Origin of the sequence: Polyangium fumosum, assembly GCF_005144585.1 — a bacterium.
In the GTDB taxonomy this organism is placed as follows: domain Bacteria; phylum Myxococcota_A; class Polyangia; order Polyangiales; family Polyangiaceae; genus Polyangium; species Polyangium fumosum.
The window spans coordinates 85,280-100,609 of record NZ_SSMQ01000010.1; the positions used below are offsets into that span (position 1 = coordinate 85,280).

General features: G+C 69.1%; 10 protein-coding genes. 8 read left to right on the top strand and 2 right to left on the bottom strand.

From position 1 onward, the window contains the following. Positions 1-11: 11 nt before the first annotated feature. Positions 12-884: an SDR family oxidoreductase gene (locus tag E8A74_RS12075; RefSeq protein WP_170229067.1), complete on the bottom strand. Its 873-nt coding sequence runs from the start codon at positions 882-884 to the stop codon at positions 12-14. A gap of 213 nt (positions 885-1,097) precedes the next feature. Between E8A74_RS12075 and E8A74_RS12080 the strand changes: the two genes are divergently transcribed. Continuing rightward, a complete protein-coding gene (locus tag E8A74_RS12080) occupies positions 1,098-1,910 on the top strand; it encodes a CPBP family intramembrane glutamic endopeptidase (RefSeq protein ID WP_170229068.1) in 813 nt (270 codons plus the stop codon). 491 nt (positions 1,911-2,401) lie between these two features. Here the strand turns inward: E8A74_RS12080 and E8A74_RS12085 are convergent, their stop codons facing one another. Continuing rightward, the gene (locus E8A74_RS12085) at positions 2,402-3,115 is read right to left on the bottom strand and encodes a hypothetical protein (RefSeq protein ID WP_136929127.1); all 714 of its coding nucleotides are present in this window, start codon (positions 3,113-3,115) and stop codon (positions 2,402-2,404) included. A gap of 448 nt (positions 3,116-3,563) precedes the next feature. On the opposite strand from E8A74_RS12085, the gene E8A74_RS12090 reads away from it, so the two are divergent. The 7 genes from E8A74_RS12090 to E8A74_RS12125 all read left to right on the top strand — a co-directional run bounded on the left by E8A74_RS12090 (position 3,564) and on the right by E8A74_RS12125 (position 15,330). Next, positions 3,564-3,893 carry a four helix bundle protein gene (locus tag E8A74_RS12090; RefSeq protein ID WP_136929128.1) on the top strand — a complete coding sequence of 110 codons (330 nt, stop codon included), beginning with the start codon at positions 3,564-3,566 and terminating at the stop codon, positions 3,891-3,893. Between the two features lie 241 nt (positions 3,894-4,134). Next, positions 4,135-4,674 (top strand): RNA polymerase sigma factor, encoded by a 540-nt coding sequence (locus tag E8A74_RS12095; RefSeq protein WP_136929129.1) that lies wholly within the window; start codon positions 4,135-4,137, stop codon positions 4,672-4,674. A gap of 247 nt (positions 4,675-4,921) precedes the next feature. Continuing rightward, entirely contained in the window at positions 4,922-7,546 is a 2,625-nt protein-coding gene (locus tag E8A74_RS12105) for a serine protease family protein (protein ID WP_136929130.1), read from the top strand. A 60-nt stretch (positions 7,547-7,606) separates the two neighbouring features. Next, complete coding sequence (locus E8A74_RS12110) at positions 7,607-8,698, top strand: DUF2169 domain-containing protein (RefSeq protein ID WP_136929131.1); 1,092 nt, start codon at positions 7,607-7,609, stop codon at positions 8,696-8,698. Between the two features lie 3 nt (positions 8,699-8,701). Beyond that, positions 8,702-10,915: a type VI secretion system Vgr family protein gene (locus E8A74_RS12115; protein WP_136929132.1), complete on the top strand. Its 2,214-nt coding sequence runs from the start codon at positions 8,702-8,704 to the stop codon at positions 10,913-10,915. Between the two features lie 13 nt (positions 10,916-10,928). Continuing rightward, the gene (locus E8A74_RS12120; RefSeq protein WP_136929133.1) at positions 10,929-13,109 is read left to right on the top strand and encodes a type VI secretion system Vgr family protein; all 2,181 of its coding nucleotides are present in this window, start codon (positions 10,929-10,931) and stop codon (positions 13,107-13,109) included. 10 nt (positions 13,110-13,119) lie between these two features. Further along, positions 13,120-15,330: a type VI secretion system Vgr family protein gene (locus E8A74_RS12125; protein ID WP_136929134.1), complete on the top strand. Its 2,211-nt coding sequence runs from the start codon at positions 13,120-13,122 to the stop codon at positions 15,328-15,330.

Here is a 15,330-nt window from a genome sequence, read left to right on the forward strand (position 1 = left end):
CCCCCGCGGTCTTACTGAAACGCCTTCCCGTGGCTCTTCAGCCAATCGTCGAAGGTCCGGGCCTTGCGCCCGAGGATCTCCTCGACGGTCTGTGTGATCCTCGCCCCATGCCCGGCCTTGACCATGGCGTGGGCTTCGAGGACGGCACGAATGAACACCTCGGGCAGGCCCGCCTTCACCATTCCCTCGCGGGCTGCGGCCTCGGGCACGTCGACGAATCGGAGAGGCCTCCCGAGCACCGCGCCGATCTTCGCCACCTCCTCCGCCGCGCTGAGCGCCTCCGGCCCGGTGAGCACGTATGATTTCCCCTCGTGCCCCGGGGAGGTCAACACCTTCACGGCCACCGCCGCGATGTCGTGCGGGTCGATCGGCGCCGACTTCCCGTCGCCCGTCGGTTGAAAGACCACGCCCTGGCTCTTGATCGAGCCGACCCAATGCAGCGTATTCGACGCGAAGGCCCCCGGCTGGAGGATCGTCCAGGCGAGCCCCGAGGCCTTGATCTTCGCCTCGGCCTCGATGTGCCACTGGCCGAGCAGCGTCGCGTACGGCTCGACGACGGTGGACGACGAGAGCATCACGATGTGCTTCACGCCCGCCTTCTTCGCCGCGTCCATCGCATTCCCTGCGAGCGTCGCCAGGTCGTCCCCTGCGAAGACGACGAACACCTTGTCCACGCCCGCGAACGCCGCGTCGAGCGTCTCGGGTTTCGTGAGATCGCCCTTTACGACCTCGACCTTGCCGCCGAGCTCTCCGAGCTTGGCCGGGTCGCGCACGAGCACGCGGACCTTCTGGCCCGCCTCGATGAGCTGCGCGAGCACCGCGCCGCCCACATTCCCTGTCGCTCCGATCACGAGAATCATCTGCCGCTCCCCTTCCTGGTGCATGTCGTACCCCATTCCCTGCACGAACGAAAGGACATGGGCGGAGCCTTGGCTAGCACTCCATTCTCCCTCCCCGGGTCCCCACCTCCAACGAACCGGAATCTTTCCAGTCGCTTGTCAGGGCGTCGTGGCTCGAGACGAACCAGTACCCTCCCCCTTGTGTCAATGATAGAGGGTTTCCAAGAGGAGGCCGCGCGGGGGAGCGGAAGAAGAAGATTGTTAAAGCACCCGCTGCTGGCCTTCTATGTTCTGGCCTGCGCCGTCACATGGGCCTTCCACATCCCGCTGGCGCTGGCCGCCGTAGGCGCGGTGGGCTGGAGGCTGCCCGCCTGGGTGCACGTGCTGGGCGCGCTTGGCCCGCTCGCCGCCTCGCTGGGGATGACATGGGCCACACGCGGCCCCGCCGGGCTGCGCGATCTGGCGCGGCGGGCCACGACCTGGCAGGGCGGCTGGGGCTGGTTGGCCTTCGCGCTGCTCAGCCCCGGCGCGTGCTTTCTGGCCTCGGGCGCGGCCCTCTCGCTCTTCCGGGGCGACATGACCGCGCTGCGCGGCTTCGGTTATGCCGCCGAGCTGCCCCAGCTTGGCTGGCTGGGCACCTGGCTGTTGTGGACGCTCACCTTCGGCTTCTGCGAGGAGATGGGCTGGCGCGGCTTCATGCTGCCCCGCCTGCAGCAAGGGCGCGGGGCCTACGCGGCCACGCTGCTGCTGGGGCTGCTCTGGGCGTTCTGGCACGTGCCCTCGTTCTTCTACAACATGCCCGTCAACCCCATGGTGTGGGTCGCTTTCCTGATCAGCATCCTGGCTGGCTCGGTGGTGATGACGTGGCTCTACAACAGCACCGGCGGCAGCATCCTCATCCCCGCGCTGTGGCACGGCGCGTTCGACACGGCGGTGGCCGGGGCGGATGGGATGGTGGCCGGGGCGGTGAACGCCTGCGTGATCGCGGGCGCGATTGTGATTCTGCGGCGGTATGGGCCGGATGCGCTCTCGCCGCAGCCCAAGCAGGTCGTGAGCAGGGGGCAAGAATGACGCAGGAGAAGAGGAGCGAAGAGGCTCGCCCGTCGTCGCGGACGATCACCGCCATCGATGGCGACGCAGCTCGTTCCGATTCCTCTGCCCCAGGAATGCGACGCGCCTCCGCCAGATTTCGCCCTGGATGCCGGCAAATCACGGCATGAAAGCAGGTTTCCGGCTTCGGACGCGCGCAAATCCCGCGACGGTCTCCCGGTGCGTCCTTCGGACATGCTCGAACGATGCACAGGAGTGGTGTGCGTCACGTTTGGAAATGTCCGAACGATGCACAGGAGCCCCGGCGCGTCGTTCGGGCGTGCGCGAGGGGCGCCGGTCGCGTCGGGCGCGACGATTTTCCGATTCCGAAGGGCGTCGCGCTCGTCCTGTGCGGAGTTCGGAGGGGCGAGAGGTGCGGTTTGGGGGCTCCTGTGCGTCGTTCGCGCATGCACGAAGACGGGATCCGGTTCTCGGGGCAGAATTTGCCAGCGACAAAAGCGAGGTTTCGGCGATCAGCCCTCGTTCCCCGCGTCCCCGCTCTCGCCTCCGCCCTTCTTGGCGCTGCGCTCGCGGCGCAAGAAGAATGACTCGACGAGCTTGCGTTGCCCCGGGAATGCGGCGCGGAGCATTCCGTATGCCTTTTCGAGCGCCACGCGGACGGCGAGCCGTGCCTGGATCTCGGCGTCGCCGGCTTTGTTTTGCGCCATTTCGGCGGCGTCGAGCGCGTCGCGGATCACGAAGCTCTTCTCGAGCGCTTCCTTGAGGCCGGCCTGCGCGGCGGCCTTGCCCGGGAAATCCTCGACGTTCGCGAGCCGCTCCAGGATCCGCTCGGCGAGCTCGGGCTCCTCGCGGAGCTTCGCCTCGGTGATCTCCCCGGCGGTGCCCTCCTGGAAGACGTTCTTGTACACGGGATTGTCGCGGCTGCGCATGGCGGGGCCATTCAAGAGGGCATCACTCACGCCCATGATGCGCAGGTCGAGGATGACGTCCCGAATGCCGAACTGCGCGCGGAGCTTCGTCGCGGCCCTGCGCGCGGCTCGCTCCATCACGACAGCGCTGCCCAGCCCATCCGCGGCCGCCGTGACGATGGCGTCCGCCTCGACGATGGCCGCGCGTTGCGCCGCCGTGAGCGTCTCCGCATCGGCCCACCCCTCCGCCGCGCCGCGGAAATGGTCGGTGTTCTTTTCGTAGACCTCGCTCGATGCATTCACGTCGGGGGTTCGCATGTCGTGAATCCTCTCTGACCACGGTGAGATGCCGCGGGGTGGCAGGTTTGCGAGGGAGGGTACGGCCTGGCGGACGCTGGCGTCAAGGACGGAGGCGGAGGCGGGAGCGGGAGCGGGAGCGGGAGCGGGAGCGGGAGCGGGAGCGGGAGCGGGAGCGGGAGCGGGAGCGGGAGCGGGAGCGGGAGCGGGAGCGGGAGCGGGAGCGGGAGCGGGAGCGGAGGCGGGGGCGGGGGCGGAGGCGGGAGCGGGAGCGGGAAACAGAGGATTCCGCTCGGGGTCGGCGATCGTACCGTCGTGCTCGGCCTCTTCAAGGCCACGCCGTGCTCGCCGTGCTCGCGCTTCGCGCTCCGCGCGGCTCCGCGCGGTGCTGCGCAGCCTTGAAGAGGCCTGCGCGCGACGGTCCGGGACACGGGTCCCGGCGAAAGGGTCGTCGGGCGGAGGTTTCGTTATGCTGAGGATCTACGAAGTCGTTTTGGCCATGGCTGGGGACGCGGCAGGCGTCGCAGTGCAGATCGAACGGAGGGATGCAGATCTCGCTCGGCAGCTTCGCCGCGCCATGCATAGCGTCGCCCTCAATGTCGCCGAGGGAGCGGGAAATACGGCGGGACATAAACGGCAGCGTTATCAAACAGCCCTCGGCTCCGCCCGAGAGGTGCTGGCCTGCGTTCAGGTCGCCCAGGCCATGCGTTACATCGGTCCGGTCCATGTGAAGGTCCTCGACCGCATGGACCACGTCATCGCCACCCTCGGCCGCCTCGTCTACCACCGCGCGTCGTGAACCCACAGGGCAGGCCGTCCTTCCCCAGGACGGCCTGCCCTCATGCCCTGGATCGCCGCACCCATGGAGACGTCCGTGGTGCCATTCACGGCGGATCGTAGGCTCTCCCGCGACGAACCAATCTCGCCTTTTCCCGTTGAGTTTTCCCGTGTCCTGTGGGACAAACAGGCGACGCCAGCCGGCGCTAGACCACCGACCGGCGTCTGACCCACAACCCCGAACAACCCGGAGCCATGAGCTAATGGTCACGATACTCGTCCATCCTCCGCCGGCAAACTTTTCGGCATCGCATGCCTTGCTCGGCCGCCTTTACCTGGAACATCGCGCTTTCCTGCGCCGCCTCCTTCTTGGTCAGTCCGTCCCTCCCCGCGACGTGGAGGATGTCCTGCAAGATATTTTCGTCACGGTCTGGCGTCGCCTCTCGTGCCTGGTCACGCCGGAGCAGGCTCGCCCGTGGCTTTGGGTGATCGGGCTCAACCATGCGCGCAATTACCGAAAGCGCCTTCGCTACGAGCGTGAGGTGCTCGTTGGTTTCGCGGAGGATCTACCCGAGCAGGAGGACGGGACGTCGCCGGAGACGCTTTTGCAGGCGACGTACGGCATGTTCCGGCTGAAGCGCTTTTTGGGGAAGCTCAGCGCCCGTCTGCGGTCCGCGGTGATTCCGTACCTGGAGGGGCGCCCGATCACCGAAATCGCCGCATCGCTCGGCATCAAGGTGAAGACGGCTCACAGTCGCCTGCATCTCGCGCGTAAGCATCTGGAGACGCTCGCGCTCGCGTGATCCGCCTCCGCCCCCGCCCCCGCCTCCGCCCCCGCCCCCGCCTCCGCTCCCGCCCCCGCCTCCGCTCCCGCTCCCGCTCCCGCTCCCGCTCCCGCTCCCGCCTCCGCTCCCGCTCCCGCCTCCGCTCCCGCTCCCGCCTCCGCTCCCGCTCCCGCTCCCGCTCCCGCCTCCGCCCCCTCGCCCGCTTCCTGCCTCGACGCACCACTTCCTACCGCTCCCGCGCCCGCTTCCGGTACACTCCTCCTCCATGGTGGCCCCCTCCCCGCAGCCCGCCGTCGAGGCCGCGATTTGGCTCGCCTTCGCCCCTGGCGGCGGCCACTTCACCGCCGTCGCCGTCGGCCCCCACCACCTCCTCACGGTCGCCCGCGTCTCCGAGAGCGCCCCCCACGTCAAACTCCTCCGCGCCGGGGAACAGGTCCGCACCGCCGAAGTCGTGCAGGTCCTCCCGACCGAAGAAGGCGACCTCGCCGTCCTTCGTTGCGCTGAGGAACTCCCGCATGTCCTCCGGCTCATGCCTGCGGACGAGTTCTCCGACTTCGACCTCGACACCCCCGTCACGCTCGTCGGCTTCCGCGACAGCGTCGAGAACGCCCTCGCCAAGCGCGCCGTCGTCCTGCACTGGAGCAGCGTCTCCCTCATCGCCGGCGAGCCCGAGGAGCCTGCGCCGCGCAAGTCCCAGCCCGACACCCTCCCGCCCCTCCCTCGCCTCCTCCAGGTCGTCCACGAGAACGAGGCGGGCGGGCCCATCCTCGACAGCCGCCAGCGGCTCGTCGGCATCGCCGCGCGCCTCGACGGCGAGGGCGGTGTCGAGGGCCTCGTCACCACGATCGACCGCTTCTACGAGCGCAACCGCAAGTGGAAGATCCCGCTGGGTCCGCCGTCTCCGCGCGTCGCCAAGGCGCCGACCATGGCGCAGTCCCTCGCCCTCATGCACCTCGTCGCGGCCCAGCACGAGGAGCACGAGGGCGCGAACCCCGCGGCACTCGTCGAGCACTACCGCGCCGCCCTCCGCCTGGACGCCTCCTCCGGCGCCGCGCACCTCGGCCTCGCTTGCGCCAAGAGCGTCGCCAACGAGCTCGACGAGGACGTCTTCCACAGCATCGGCCGCGCCTGCGAGCTGCTCCCGGCCTCCGAGTGGTCGTCCGAGTGCGCCGATGCTCGCCTCGCGAACCTCCTCCGCTCCTCCAAGCACCTGCACGGCGTCGTCATGGCCCTGCGCGCCGACCTCAAGAAGGGCCGCTCGCTCGCCGAGTGGGCTGCCCTCGGCCGCGCCGTCGCCGACCTCGTCCATTCGCCCGACGCCGAGGAGAGCGGCCGCCCGCGCCCGCCCGAGAAGGCCGCCGGTCGCCTCCTCCTTTGGGCCGGGCAGCCTCGCAGCGTCATCTCCATCCCCTCGCGCGAGCAGCCCGACATCCTCCGCGCGGCCGCCTTCCTCCTCGTCGACCACGCCGAGCAGGCCCTCTTCTGGCTCGACGATCCGCAGGAGGACGAGGAGGTCGAGTCGAGCCGCATGGAGACCACCCAGCAGCTCGTCCTCGCGCTTCGCTGGATCGCCCGCTGCCGCGAGGGCACGTACGACGGCCTCCTCTCGCGCGAGGTCGCCGAGAAACACGGCGCCCTCCTCGGCAAGCTCATGCCCGGCGGCGACGTCTTTTCGTGGCACGCCCACGCCCTCGCCAAGGCGCATCACGGCGAGGTCGAGAGCGGCATGGAGGACCTCGACCGCGCCATGCGCCTCCTCTCGCCCATGGCCTTGCCGGGCCGCTGGTCGCGCGAGTTCCCCGGCTTGCTCCCCACGCCCGCGCAGCTCGCCGCTGCGTTCGGCCGCGTCGTGCTCGAACAAGGCAAGGCCGAGCGCGCCCGCAAGGTGCTCGAAAAGCTGCCCATGCCGGCCTCGGACGACGCCCACGCCGCCGAGCTCGCGAGCGTCGAGAAGAAGCTCCGTGGGCTCGCCGGCGTCGGCACCGACGTCGAGGTCTCGCCCGACCGCGCCCTCCTCAAGGCCAGCCGCGAGGATCCACGCGCCGTCCGCCTCGCCCGCGTGCTCGCGTTCTTCGCCGAGGCCGACGTCCCGCGCGAGCGCCTCGGCGACCTCAGCGACGCGCTGCCCGTCCTGCTCAAGCTCGGCTTCTTGCGCGACGAGGCCGACGTCGTCTCGTACGACGCCACGTTCCGGACGCGCGTGCGCGACCTCCTCACGCCCGATCAACGCACGGCGGCCCTGCACGAGGCGCTCGACCTCTTGCTCATGGCCTACCTCGATGCGAACGCGCGCGAGCGCACCGAGCTCTGGCCGCACATCCAGGAGACTACGAAGACCGCCATGGAGCACGAGATCGAGCTCGTCCCCGCGGCGGAGATCCTCGCCCGCGTCGGCAACCAGCGCGCGCGCGAGCTCTCGTATGCCGAGGCGCGTGATCTGCTCGAAAAGGCCCACGACCTCGGCAGCCGCGGCGCCGCGCCGGCCGATCTCTGCGCCGAGATCGACATGGATCTCGGCTGGGTCGAGGTCCTCTCCGGCACGACGCCGCGCTCCCAGGAGCGCCTCGAACGGGCATTGAACTTTTACAACGAAATGGCCATGACCTCGACGGGCGCGACCCCGCACCGGCGAATGGCGCGCATCCATTACAGCCTCGCGCGACTCGCTGTGAGCAAGAGTGATCGCGACGCGGCGTACATGAACGCGTGCCGCGCGCTGGAGGAGGCCGAGCGCGGCTTCGAGCCGGGTACGCGCAAGGCCGTGCAGATCTACACGAGCCTCGCGCACCTCTTCATCGACCTCGGTGATCACCTGCGCGCGCGCAAAGCCACGGCGCGAATCTCCCCGCGCGAGCGCGAGACCCGGACCGATCTCGCGTTCGATTCCTGATTCGTTCACGCCCGGAACGCTTGTGGCCGCGCAGCGGGTGCGTTTACCATCCGAGCCGCCATGAATTTCGAGGCGCTCGTCGAGAACATCAGTTGGGCGAGCGTCGATGGCGAGACGATGATGATGGACCGCCACGGCCGTGACGTCGCCGTCGTCGTCGCCAAAGTGGCCTACAAGGTGAGCCGCGAGGGCGCGGCGAGGCTCGCGCTCGCGCCCGTGCGGCGCGTGGACGAGGGGGACGGCGGCGGGGGCGTGCGTTTTCCCGCGGATCTCGTGGCCGACGAGAAGCCCGGCACGGACGTCGGGCTCGTGGGCCTCGCGTATCCGCCCCCGCGCACGGCCGGAATCAAGGGGCGCGTTTATGCGTGGCTCCAGGTCGGCACGCTGCGCAAGGTCGTCGTCGTGCACGGGCCGCGCGTGTACGTGAAGAACTGGCGCGGCGCCGTCGCGCCCTCGGATCCCGCGCCGTTCGTCGAGCCAGTCCCGCTTCGCTACGACAAATGCCACGGCGGACACGACCACATCAGTGGCGCGTTCGAGCCCGCGAACCCGATCGGGATGGGTTTTTCCAGCCAGCCCACCCGCCTCCTCGGCGAGCCCGCGCCGCCGCTCGAACCGGCATCCCTCGAGGAAGGCGGCGCCCCGTCGCACCCCTCGTATGGCGCCTTCGCGCCGATCCCGGCGCACTGGGAGCCGCGGCGCTCGCGCATCGGCACGCATGACGCGGCGTGGGCGAAGGGGCGCGCGCCGGTGCGGCCGCGCGATTTTGATCCGATGCACCACGCCTGGTCGGTCCCGGGCCTGCACAGCGGCACGCCGCTCCTCGGCGACGAGCCGGTCGAGGTCGGCGGCGTCTTGCCGGAGGGCGTCTGGCGCTTCCGTTTGCCCCGGTACGCCGTGCAGTTCGGCAGCCAGATCGAGGGGAAAAAGGTGGCGTACGAGACGCACCTCGACGGGTTTCTGATCGATACCGAGACCCGCGCCGTGGAGCTCACGTGGCGGGCGTCGATCGTGCTGCCGCGGAAATGGGAGTGGCTCGAACGGATCTACGTCCTCGGGGTGGGCACGCTCCCGGAGGAGGTGATCCGCGACCCGAGCCGGAGCGTAGGGGCGGGACGGGCCGCGGATCCGGCGCACGCGAGGAGGGTGTAGGCCATGAGCAAGAAAGCGTTGCGGATCGAAGTCTTCTTGAGCCTCGGCGACGCCTCCTTTCCGGCTTTGCGGCTGCGCGTCGAGGAGAGGCTGAGCGAGCTCGGCGGGGCCTGGGTCGAGGTCGCCGTGGGCTCGGATCTCGACGTGGAGGCGTTGCTCGAAGAGCCGGCCACGGTCGTGATCCTCTGGGACGGGCAGGAGAAACGCCGGTTCTCGATGCAGCTCGCGCGGGGCCGTTTCCTCGACGAGAAGGACGGCCACCTGCACTACGAGCTGGAGCTGCGGCCTTCGCTCTGGTTCCTCGGCCTCGACAAGAACACGCGCAAGTGGCGCGACCAGCCGGCCGAGCCGATCGTCTCGAAGGTCCTCGACGAGGGATCGGTCGCCCACGCGTTTCGCACGACGCGCGCCTCGGCGTCGCAGCCTTACTGCGTGCAGTATCGCGAGACGAACCTCGATTTCGTGTCGCGCATGCTGGAGTTCGAGGGCTTTTATTACAGCTTCGATCCCGACGGCACGATGATCATCGGCGATACGTCCTCGGCCTCGGAGGAGATCGAGGGCGGCGCGGAGTTCGAGCTCATCGACGCCGCGGGCGCGCTCTCGCACGGCGACTTCGGCGTGACCTCGTTCGAGCGCGGCGCGGTCGTGGGATCCGGCAAGGCCACGGTCAACGACCACAACTGGAAGACGCCGAAGCTCTCGCTCCTCGCCTCGGCCACGGGCGCGAAGGACACGCACCTCGAGGTCTACGATTACCCCGTCGGGTATCGCGAGAAGGGCACGGGCGAGACGCTGGCGAAGCTCCGGGTCGAGGCGCTCTGCGCGGAGAAGCGCTTCGTGGAGGGCACGAGCACGGTCTTTTCGTTCGCGCCGGCGCGCATCTTCTCGTTCACGCACGAGGAGGGCGCGAGCTTCAGCGGGCGCTATCTGCTCGTGTCCGTGGAGCACGAGTACCGCGAGGAGGCGGGCGTCGCGCACTACGAGAACCGCTTCCGCGCCATCCCCGCGGACGTCCCGTTCCGCCCGGCGGTGAAGACGGAGCGCCCCGAGATCGAGGGCAACCACACGGTGATGGTGCGTGGTCCCGCGGGCGAGGAGATCCACACGGACGCGTACGGACGCGCGAAGGTGCAGTTCCACTGGGATCGCGAGGCCAAGGGCACGGACGAGGACTCGCGCTGGATCCGGATGACGCAAGAGATCTCGACCTCGATCGCGCTCGCGCGTGTCGGCTGGGAGATCAGCGTCGCCTACATCGACGGCGATCCGACGCGCCCCGTGGGCCTCGCGCGGCAGATCAACGGGCAGATGGTCCCGATGTACAGCCAGCCCGCGTTCCGCAACCGGATGACGATCCGCACGGAGACGTACCCGGGCAAGGCCGGGTTCAACGAGCTGCGCCTGGAGGACTCGGCCGGCTCGATGCACATGGACTGGCACGCGCAGAAGGACTTCAAGACGCTCGTCCAGCACGACCGGACCGAGACGATCGGCAACAACCAGACGGTGCTGATCGAGAGCAACTCGACCCGCACGGTCGAGAAAAACCAGACGATCGACATCGGCGGTGATCAAACGCGGACCGTGGGCCGGCACGTCGTGCACAAGGTCAACATCGACCGGAACCACACGATCGGCGGGGAAGAGACGATCGACGTCACGCTCGGCGTCGAGACCTCCGTAATGGAGAACGACGTCGAGACGGTGGGCGGGACGCGCTTCACGCGCTCCGGCAACGACGAGACGGGCTCGATCGATCGCTCGGTCCAGAAGACGCTGACGCGGATCGTGGGCGGCTCGTCGATCTCGATGGCAGGCGGCTCGGTGGCCCATGAGGGCGGCGAGATGCTCTTCGAGTACGCCGGGGGATCGAAGATCACGATCGCCCTGGAGGAGAGCGTCAAGCAGGCGGTGGCCGAGAACCTCGACACGTTCGTGAGCGGGTTCGACCTGCGCAAGTCGAAGGGCGACATGAGCGTGTCGGCCAAGCAGACGACGGTGAACGTGCAAAGCTCGGCGTTTTTCCGGTCGGCGGAGCGCATGGAGCTGCGGAGCCGCGTGATCGAGCTCGTCTCGTCGGCCTCGATCGCGCTCCGCGCCGGGGCGCTCTCGATCGAGATGATGCCCGGGAACGTGACCATCAAAGGGCCGCTCAAGCAGGAGAGCGAGACCAAGATCACCCTGCGCGGCAACCCCGAGAAGCTCACGCCCTGAAGGAGAACGCGCGATGGAACTTGCATTCGCCGAGCTCGTCGTCACGGGGACCGAGGTGCGCCGCGTGCTCTCGCTCCGGGGGCAGGAGGCGCTCTCGACCCTGTTCCGGTACGAGGTCGAGGTCGAAGTGGAGCTGCCGCTGCCCGACGTCGACGTGGTGATCGGCGCGGAAGCGACGCTCACCCTGCGGGATCAGGCGCACAAGGAGCGCGTGGTCACGGGCGTGGTGGCCGAGGCGAGCGCCCGGGCGCTCGACAACGAGCGCGGGCGGGCGACGATCGTCCTCCGGCCGATGATGTGGCGACAATCGCTCGGCCGTGACTGCTACGCGTCGCAGGACGTCCGCGTGCAGGACGTCGTCGACGACGTGCTCGCCGACTACACCGGGAAATACCGCTGGGCGCTCACGCGCAGCTACCCGCGTTACCCCTACCGCGCGCAGTACCGCGAGGACGACTGGACCTACGTGAGCCGCCTCCTGGAGGAGGAGGGGATTTACTACTGGTTCGATCACGACGCGGGCTCGATCACCGTCTTCTCGGACAACTCCGCGGCCGCGCCGGAGATGCCGGGCGGCGCGCTCCTGCCCTGGGTGCGCGAGAGCGCGCTGCAGCCGAAGCAGGACGCGGTGACGCAGCTCGGCTCGATGAGCGCCGCGTCGACGGGCCGATTCGAGGCGAAGTCGTACGACCTCAAGCGGCCGCTCGTGCCGATCAAGGCGAAGGCCGGCGCGGGCCGGCACGAGGTGTACGACGCGCCGGGCGGCGGCACGGGGATGGAGGCGATCCTCGAAGTGCGGGTGCGCGATCAGCGCGACGCAGCCGTGGCGGCGCGGGCGGGCGTGATGGGGTTGTCGACGAGCGTGCGCCCCTTCCCCGGCGTCACGCTCGAGATCGACGGGCACCCGGTCGCCAAGATGAACGGGCGTTACCTCGTGACGCGCGTGGAGGTCGACGGGGACGAGCATCAGCCGTGCGACACGCGCTTCTGGGCGATCCGGGCCGAGGTCGTGTTCCGGCCGCAGCGGTTGACGCCGGAGGCGAAGCAGGCGGGGCTCCAGCTCGGGCAGGTGATCGGGCCCGACGGGCAGGAGGTGCATCCGGACGAGCTCGCGCGGGTGCGGACGATCCTGCACTGGGACCGGCTCGGCCCGCGCAACGAGAAGGGCGGCACGTGGATGCGCGTGGCGCAACGCGCGGCCCCTGGATCGATGCTCTTCCCGCGCATGGGCTGGAACGTCGCGACCTTCAACGAGGAGGGCGGCGTCGACGCGCCGAGCGTGATCTGGCGCATCCACGACGGCGAGCGCCTGCCCGAGTACAAGCTGCCCGGGAACATGACGCGCGTCGTGTGGAAGACGGCGACGGTGCCTGCGGACGGCACGGCGAACGAGATCTACTTCGAGGACCGGATGGCCGCCGAGGAGATGTTCATCAACGCCTCGCGCGACATGAACTACATCGTCCTCGATTCGCGCTGGGAGAGCATCCAGAACGACTCCACGCGCACGGTCGCGGCGAACCACGACCTGACGATCCACGCCTCGCAGGAGGAGCGCGTGATCGGCGATCAGCGGATCACGATCGGCGGCAACGAGACGCTGACGGTCTCGGGCCTGCGCATCAAGACGGTCTCGGCCAACGAGACGGAGACCGTGGGCGGCTCGCGGACGATCCGCGTGGGCGACGCGCACCGCACGTCCGTGAAGGGAGATCGCACGCTCTCCGTCGGCGGATCGCTCATCGAGATCACGCCGAACAACATCAACCGGACGTCACGCGACATGGTGACGGTCGTCGGCGGCAGCGTCGTGAAGGTCGCGAACGAGGACGTCTCCGAGGTCGCGCGCAAGGACTCGGTGCAGGTCATCGGCGGCTCGAAGATCGAGGTGGCGAAGAAGGACCACGCGCTCGACGTGAACACGGCGTGGACCGAGGAGGTCGGGGGCTCGATCGTCTGCGTGTCGAACGAGAAGTACCTCGACAACGCCGACACGACGGCGAGGTGGAACGTCACATCGGCCGTCGTCGGCAGCGCGCCGGTCGTGCACATCGAGGCGGTCGAGAGCATCCGCTTCACGTGTGGATCGAGCGTGCTCACGATGACCACGGACGCGATCACGATCACGACCCCGAGCCTCGATTTGTCCGGCGCGACGTTCGACGCCGACAGCGGGATGATCGAGCACAACTGAGGAGGACGCCGTGGCAACCGAGGATCCGCTTCGTTACTTCCTCTCGCTCGGGGGCACGACGTACCCCGTCAAGACCATCGCGGGCGAGGAGGCGCTCTCGCGGACGTACCGCTTCGAGATCACGCTCCAGCTCGAGCCCACCGATCCGCTGGATCCGGACGCGCTCATCTTCACGGAGGCCACGCTCACGCTCACGCGCGCCGCCGACGAGCGGCGGATCCTGGGTGTGGTGACCGAGATCAAGCGCGCCGCGACGCGCAAGGGCAACGCGGGCACGGGCAAGGTGACGCTCGTGCTCGAGCCACGCCTCGCGACCACGAGGCACCGCGTCGACATCCGGATCTTCCGCGACAAATCCGCGCCCGAGATCGTGGCCGAGGTGATCGGCGCGCACGGCGTGACGGTGGAGCCGCGGCTCGTGGGGTCGTACGTGAAGCGCCCGTACTGCGTGCAGATGCGCGAGTCGGACTTCGATTTCGCGTCGCGGCTGCTCGAAGACGAGGGGATCTTCTACGTGGTCGACGACGAGGGCCGCATGGTCCTCGGCGACTTCACGAGCGCGTACGTCGAGGGCGCGGGGACGCTCGCGTTCCACCACGACTCGGGGCTGCACGAGAACCGCGACGCGGTCTTCGAGGTCGGCTGGGCGGGCCGCGCGACGCCGGGCAAGGTCTCGCTGCGCGACTTCAACCCGGAGCGGCCGCGCCTCGACATGGACGTCTCGGCCAAGGGACCGACGGCGTGGGGGCCCGAGTGGTACGACTATCCGGGCGAGTACGAGCTGCCCGCGCAGGGCCAGGCCAAGGCGAACCTCCGGGCCGCGGCGCTCGCCTGCGCCAAGCGCCGCCTCGCGGGCCGATCGACGGCGGGGCGCATGGCGACGGGCACGATCTTCTCGCTCGTCGATGCGCCCTCGGGGGTCACGGACGGCGCGTACGTGCTCACGAAGATCGCGCACGCGTGGGATCGGACCGCGTCGTCGTTCTCGATCGCGTTCGAGGCGCTGCCCGCGGACGTGGTGTACCGCCCGCTCTGCGAGACCTACGTGCCGACCTTGCCGAACCCGCTCACGGGCTTCGTGACGGGCCCCGCGGGCGCGGACATCCACACGGACGCGTGGGGCCGCGTGAAGGTGCATTTCCCGTGGGATCGGCTCCAGCCGAAGGACGACACCTGCTCGCACTGGATCCCGGTGTTGCAGGACAACACGGGCCGCTCGTCGGCGATGCCGCGCACCGGCTGGGAGGTGCTCTGCCAGTTCCTGGAGGGCGATCCGGACCGGCCCGTCATCCTCGGGCGTGTCTTCAACGCGGCCGATCCTTTCCTCGAAGAGCTGCCGATCCGCAAGATGCGCACGTCGCTGCACTCGCTGACCTCGCCGCGCTCGACGGACAAACCCTCGGGCTACAACATGATCCGCTTCGACGATCTGGCCGGCGCGCAGGAGATCCACGTCCACGCGCAGAAGGACCAGAACATCGTCGTCGCGAACAACCAGGACGAGAAGGTCGGCAACGTCGAGCAGCGGACCGTCAAGGGCAACGAGGCGATCCGGATCGGCGCGAACGAGACGATCCACGTGACGGACGACAGCGCGTCGAAGGTCGACGGCAACCTGACCGTGAACATCGGCGGCAACCGCACCGCGACCATCTCGGCCTCGCAGACCGACACGGTCCACAAGGACCACACGATCACGATCGGCGGCTCGCACCTGCGTGACACGCACACGGACGACAACGTCGCGGTCGAGCAAAACATGACGGAGCTCATCGCCGGGCACGTCTTCGAGCAGTCCGGCCACACCAACGCGGTCACGGGCGGCACGACGTCGACGCTCGTCGTGGGCGGCTCGATCGTCGAGATCGGCAAGCTCAACAAGGCCGAGAACACGGAGAAGCTCCGCAACGAGGCCGTGGGCGGCCTCGCCTTCAGCAAGGCCGACGAGAAGCACACGTCGCGCGCCGAGGAGTCGCGCACGACGACCGTGGCGGGCAACTACGCCGTCGTGTCGCTGAAGGAGCTGCTCCTCGCGGGCCTCGAAGAGCTCCGCATCGAGTCGACGAGCACGACCCTCAACGCGCCCGAGATCACGCTCAAGGTCGGCGACACCGAGATCCACCTGAAGAACGGCAGGATCGACATGAAGGCGCCGAGCGAGATCACGATCGACACGCAGCAGGCGAACAACCTCGCGTCGACGACGTCGTCGCAGAACTGA

Bases quoted from the DNA above. Each gene is read 5' to 3' on its own strand.
- E8A74_RS12085 (WP_136929127.1), bottom strand. From the start codon at position 3,115: ATGCGAACCCCCGACGTGAATGCATCGAGCGAGGTCTACGAAAAGAAC.
- E8A74_RS12095 (WP_136929129.1), top strand. From the start codon at position 4,135: ATGGTCACGATACTCGTCCATCCTCCGCCGGCAAACTTTTCGGCATCG.
- E8A74_RS12105 (WP_136929130.1), top strand. From the start codon at position 4,922: ATGGTGGCCCCCTCCCCGCAGCCCGCCGTCGAGGCCGCGATTTGGCTC.
- E8A74_RS12120 (WP_136929133.1), top strand. From the start codon at position 10,929: ATGGAACTTGCATTCGCCGAGCTCGTCGTCACGGGGACCGAGGTGCGC.
- E8A74_RS12075 (WP_170229067.1), bottom strand. From the start codon at position 884: ATGCACCAGGAAGGGGAGCGGCAGATGATTCTCGTGATCGGAGCGACA.
- E8A74_RS12090 (WP_136929128.1), top strand. From the start codon at position 3,564: ATGCTGAGGATCTACGAAGTCGTTTTGGCCATGGCTGGGGACGCGGCA.
- E8A74_RS12115 (WP_136929132.1), top strand. From the start codon at position 8,702: ATGAGCAAGAAAGCGTTGCGGATCGAAGTCTTCTTGAGCCTCGGCGAC.
- E8A74_RS12110 (WP_136929131.1), top strand. From the start codon at position 7,607: ATGAATTTCGAGGCGCTCGTCGAGAACATCAGTTGGGCGAGCGTCGAT.